We start from the raw sequence: 4,922 nt of genomic DNA, 5'->3' as shown, positions 1-4,922 counted from the left end.
CGGGGTTATGTGTACCGGGTTGCGCGCAAGTTGAGAGCAGGTCTGGCTTCCGGACGCCCACCCTCTTACCGGCTGACCGAAATCGGGCGCGCCGTTCTCAATGACGCGCGTCTTAGAAGACGCCGCCGCGCCGAAAATACGGTTTCACTTTGATTCCGCATCGCCGAATGGCGCACAACTCACGATTTCCTAAGCCCTGGCGCACGGGGTTTTCTCTGTCGTGTCGCGACGATTCGCGACACCACTGCGCGAACCGAAAGCATCCTTCGACCACACCGCCTAGCCTGACTCCGGCCGGCGGTGCGTTTCCGGAAAATTCCGAGATCGATTAGACTTTATTCATCTCATCCACTCGAAAGCCTAACGCTATGAAGTCTGCCGTGCTCGCCTTCGGCCTCATCGCAGCGGTTACGGCACGCTCCGCCGAACTCCCCCGACCCACGGCCAAGATTGATCCGAAGTCCTCCGTCCAAATCGACGCCGACGCGCTCGCTGATTATGACGGCTATCCGCTCCGATTGAGTTGGCAGCACGGCTTCCTCGTCGCCGGTAGCCGTGCCAGTTCTCCTGCTCGTCATGACCAGGTCACCGTTTTCGATTCCGACGGAAAGCTCCTCCGCAAGCTCAACTTCGAGTTGCCTGAAACCAACTCGGCGCTCTTCGCTGGAAGCGCTGTTCTAGACAACAAGGGGAAAATAGCGCTCGTAGTCCACGTCCTCCCAGCCGATTCTTCGTCCCCGGCGCCGATCATCGCCTTTTTTGATGAGAAAGGCAGGCTAACCGGGACAGCCCGTCCGGAGCGTTTCAATCCTCAGTCGTTTTGTGCCGATGCCAATGGCGAGGTATGGGCCTTCAGCGACTGGCGGAAAGGCGACAGGGAACCGGAATGGCCCATGATCCGCCATTTCGCGCAAGACGGCCAACAGCTTGGCGGGATCATGCGCAGCGGTGATTACGGCCTTCGTAAGATGACGGCTCCCTCGCAGAACCAACTCTTCTGCGGTAAAGACCGCCTATCGGTCTTCCTGGGACTTGAAAGGACCTATATCGAGATCGGTTACGACGGCAAATTACTCGATAAGTTCATTGTTCCGCCCATTACCGGTAGCGGAGCCAAAAGCCCGTACGTAAACTTTGAGCTGCAACTAACCGAAGGCGGAATTATCGTTGCTTTGTGGGGCGGCAATCCCTATTACCTGAAACGCACCTCCAAAACCTGGACGCCTATCAACTGGGGACACGATTTGCAGTACGACCCGATTGCCGGCAAGCAGTCCGATGGCAGCATCGTCTTAGTAGCCAAAGGTAAGCATGTTATTCAGTTCGACTGGCTCATGGTTCCGCTGGATTTACCCGACGCCTACTCGTCAGCGACTACCCTAAGCCCGGTCAAGAGTACACCCTAATGATCCTCTCTAAGCAATCGAACCGCAGGCGATCCTTCACGGGACCCTCGTACGGTTAAAAACGGGCGTATACGCTTTGATATACTCCCCCGGCTAGGGAGGACGCCATTGAACCAAATAAACAACCGCGCGTCGCGTGTTGCCGCGCCGACCCGCCGCCGCTTGATCAGCGGGATGGCATTCGCGTTGGGTTCCGTAGGTATAGCCTGGCCCGAGGACGCGCCGGAAACTATGCAAGAGCGACCGGGCACCGGGGCCAACAAAAAGCGCACCTCCCTGCACCTGGATATGGACGTCAAGTTGAGTCCGGCGCGCGTATATGAAGTGCTGCTCGACGAAAAACAGTTCGCGGCCTGTACCGGCCTGCCCGCCGAGATCGATCCCAAAGCAGGCGGCGCGTTCAGCATGTTCAAGGGGCAGATCGTGGGACGCAACATTGAGTTGATTCCCGCGCAGCGTGTCGTGCAGGCGTGGCGCCCTGCCCATTGGCCGCCCGGCATTTACTCGATTGTCAGGTTTGAACTAAAGCCGCAAGGTTCAGGAACCCTGATCGCTCTGGATCATACCGGCTTCCCGGAGGGTGACTTCGATACCCTGAAATCCGGATGGCGCTCGCACTACTGGGAACCGTTGAACAAACTGGCGAGTTAGATATTGTCAAACGGGCGAGAGTGACGGCGTCTCTTCAACAAACTCACAATCAGCCACCCGCAAACGATAATGGGCAGCGGCATCCAACTGTATCCAGGTAAGAAAATAGCGATGATCAGGCAGGCCGCGAATCCAGCGGTCGCGGCTGACGTGATCTGAGTCAAGCCTAAAGTTTCTCTGGAGTCGCCAATGAGGTTCCGGGATCGGGCATATTTCCAATGAACACTTAGCAAGGCGGCGATTGCGAGTTGATTGCCGTAATAGAACAACTGAGAGACTGGATGGACCAGTAAGTGGCTCATTAACCCGGCGGAGAACGGGAGCAGCGCGACGAACATCAGGAACAGCAGGTTAATCCATACCAAGAGCCCGTCGACACTCCGGATTAGATGAAACGTCAGATGATGGACATACCAGAATCCACCCGCGATCAGGAAGGTTACCGCATAGGTTAGGAAAGCCGGCGTGAGCGCGAGTAACTGCTGCAGCATCGCCTGGTTGGAGGAATGATGCATCACCTCGGGAACTTCCAGTTTGAGTACGAGCAAAGTCATTGCGATAGAGAACACGCCGTCGCTTAGAGCTTCAATACGCGACTTACCGAGTGATAGGCGACCTACGCCCATTGGATCATCTCCGGCGTCCAACGGAATGGAGCGACTCCAGGAAGAACTGCACGACCGCGGCAAATCCCGAAGGGTCATCGAAATGGACAACATGTCCGCCGCGGAGTGTCCGCATCTGTGTGTTCGGGCGGCGGGCGGCCATCTCCGCTAAGTGTTCCGCGGTGGTCACGCGGCTTTCAGATCCGCGGATGACTAATGCCGGACAGCTGCTGGCGAGCCAATCCGCCCAATGATCGCCGCTCATGGCCGCTTCGGAGGCAACCATGTCGTGGGGATTGAAAGCCAGCCGCCAACCCTGCGAGGTGTGCCGCACGGAGTCTTCAAGGTACGGCCACAAGCGCGAACCAATCCGCTCTTTCAAGGCCGCACGATTCGCGAAAGTCCCGGCCCACGGGAGACAAAACGAAAGATCGCCCGCAATATCAACGCCGACATCTTCGATGATAAGAGCACGAACCTGCTCGGGGTGTCTTGCCGCAAACTGATACGCGTTAACGCCGCCCAGAGAGTTACCCAGAAGGACAGCCATCTTCACTCCGACGTGGTCAAACAGCGCCTCTAGGTCTCCCAGGTAATCTTCGCGCGAGTAAGTCTCGGCATGGTCCGAATGTCCGTGTCCGCGCTGATCCGGTGCGATCACGCGCCAACCGGGGGCCAGCGCCTCCGCTAGCCTGCGGAAAGTCAGCCCTTCCATCCAATGAGCGTGCAGTGCGATTACCGGAGACGCCTCGCCCCCGGCATCGAGATAAGAAAACGTCAAGCCATTGTGTGAAAAGGAATGCCTGTCCATGTCGACACAAGTCTAGATCAACTGCCGTCCGGAAATCCGCCGCGGTGCGAGACCATTGGATACTGTGGCAATAAGAGGGCCTTGCCGGTCTGCTTCGCTTTTAGGTAATCCGCCGCGCGCCATCCGTCGGGGTAAGGTACCAATCCGCCGAAGAGAGGCGAGGCCGAAGGATCGCCGACGCATCGTTCGAGTGATTGCCGCAGCTCCGCGATTGTCGCCGCGGCGAACGTTTCGCGCCAGCGATCTTCAATCTGTTGAACGAGCGGTTGGTACAAATCCCGGGCTTCCTCGCCTTTCGCATTCAGCGACAGCAGGTTTACGCGGCTGCCTGGCGATTGCGGCTTTACTGTGGCATAACCGCGTTTGGTTAAGAAACTGATCGCAACGGCGATACCTGGCTTCGCGATTCCGGATAAAGCAGGCAGGTCGCGAACGCGCACGCCGTCGGGGCGGGTTAGCCGTAGTACATTGGCTGTGATCGCCAGAGAGATTTGCGACTTACTTTCAAACTCCAGCGCGAACGTCACCAGGGCTTTCGACAGTAGCGCCGCCAGAGTAACTTCGGGATTCACAGCGCCGCAGTCCTTCACCGGCCGGTTCTTGCGTGCCGGTAGCCGCGTCACCAGCCCATACCCCAGAATGGGCAGACAATCGGGCAAACCGGGATCGAGCCGCCCAGCCAATTCCGATAGACTTGCGCTAAGGTTCTCGACTGCAGCATTGCCGAACCGCTGCCGCCAGCGTTCGTCGACGTCATCGAGTACGGAAGGCCAGATTTCGCGAGCGCGCAAAGCGGCGCGAGTCGGGCGGATCATCCGATCGGAACCTACCCGGATCCAGCCCCACCGTTGCATACCATGCATATTCGTTTCGGTGCGCGCGAGCTGCGGTAAACACTGGACGGGCACCCCTTCTTCACCTACATAGCGCAGACAGTTCGACCACATAGCGAGTGAAGTTAGCCAGGGACCGCGGAGTTGTTCGGTTGTCGATTTTTGAAGGGTCGTGCGATGATGCATTCGATGTTCAAACTCGTTGTCCGCCTCGATAATGAAGGCGACGAGGGTTTGCGACAGTAAGGCGGATAAGGGGAGGTGCTGGTCCACTACTACGATTATCGCCTCGGCCGCGAGTCTATGGAGCGTGGGACAGGGAGACGCGGTAGGAATCGACAAACTTCCTCTAAAATGTCCTCCCGGCTAGGGTCAACGCGGCTGCCAGCGGAAGACCCTCCCTTTCGGTCGGGCTCGGAGTGGGGCTGTACGGTCCCGTTCATCCTTGGTTGTGAACCGGAGGGACTCGACGTTACTGAGCCGCGACGGTAACGGAGCGGTCGCTCACGGGCTGCTAATCTGGAAGGCGAATCCCGTGGCGAAGTTGAAGTTACTTCTATTGTTCCTGCCTGAGTATCTCCAGCGGACGCTGACTTAGTATTCGCAGACTCGCCAG

At 57.9% G+C, this 4,922-nt stretch carries 5 protein-coding genes; 2 read left to right on the top strand and 3 right to left on the bottom strand.

Annotated features, from left to right (window positions below; genetic code table 11):
• The first annotated feature begins 368 nt into the window (after nt 1–368).
• Nucleotides 369–1,406, top strand: coding sequence for a hypothetical protein (locus tag H1Y01_RS14500; protein WP_180541229.1), 1,038 nt, complete (start codon nt 369–371; stop codon nt 1,404–1,406).
• A 231-nt stretch (nt 1,407–1,637) separates the two neighbouring features.
• Nucleotides 1,638–2,057: an SRPBCC family protein gene (locus tag H1Y01_RS14495; RefSeq protein ID WP_180541228.1), complete on the top strand. Its 420-nt coding sequence runs from the start codon at nt 1,638–1,640 to the stop codon at nt 2,055–2,057.
• On the opposite strand, the gene H1Y01_RS14490 is transcribed toward H1Y01_RS14495, so the two are convergent.
• From H1Y01_RS14490 to H1Y01_RS14480, 3 genes are read right to left on the bottom strand one after another with little or no spacing between them, the layout of a single operon-like run.
• Nucleotides 2,054–2,683, bottom strand: coding sequence for a TMEM175 family protein (locus tag H1Y01_RS14490; RefSeq protein WP_180541227.1), 630 nt, complete (start codon nt 2,681–2,683; stop codon nt 2,054–2,056). The two genes, H1Y01_RS14495 and H1Y01_RS14490, sit on opposite strands and share 4 nt — an antisense overlap.
• Nucleotides 2,684–2,687: 4 nt before the next feature.
• Nucleotides 2,688–3,473 carry an alpha/beta fold hydrolase gene (locus H1Y01_RS14485; protein ID WP_180541226.1) on the bottom strand — a complete coding sequence of 262 codons (786 nt, stop codon included), beginning with the start codon at nt 3,471–3,473 and terminating at the stop codon, nt 2,688–2,690.
• Between the two features lie 17 nt (nt 3,474–3,490).
• On the bottom strand, nt 3,491–4,579 hold the full coding sequence (locus tag H1Y01_RS14480; protein ID WP_180541225.1) for a hypothetical protein: 1,089 nt from the start codon (nt 4,577–4,579) through the stop codon (nt 3,491–3,493).
• Nucleotides 4,580–4,922 lie beyond the last annotated feature (343 nt).

The sequence above is a fragment of the Nevskia soli genome (genome assembly GCF_903970205.1).
In the GTDB taxonomy this organism is placed as follows: domain Bacteria; phylum Acidobacteriota; class Terriglobia; order Bryobacterales; family Bryobacteraceae; genus Bog-113.
This window is presented reverse-complemented; position numbering and strand designations above follow the sequence as displayed.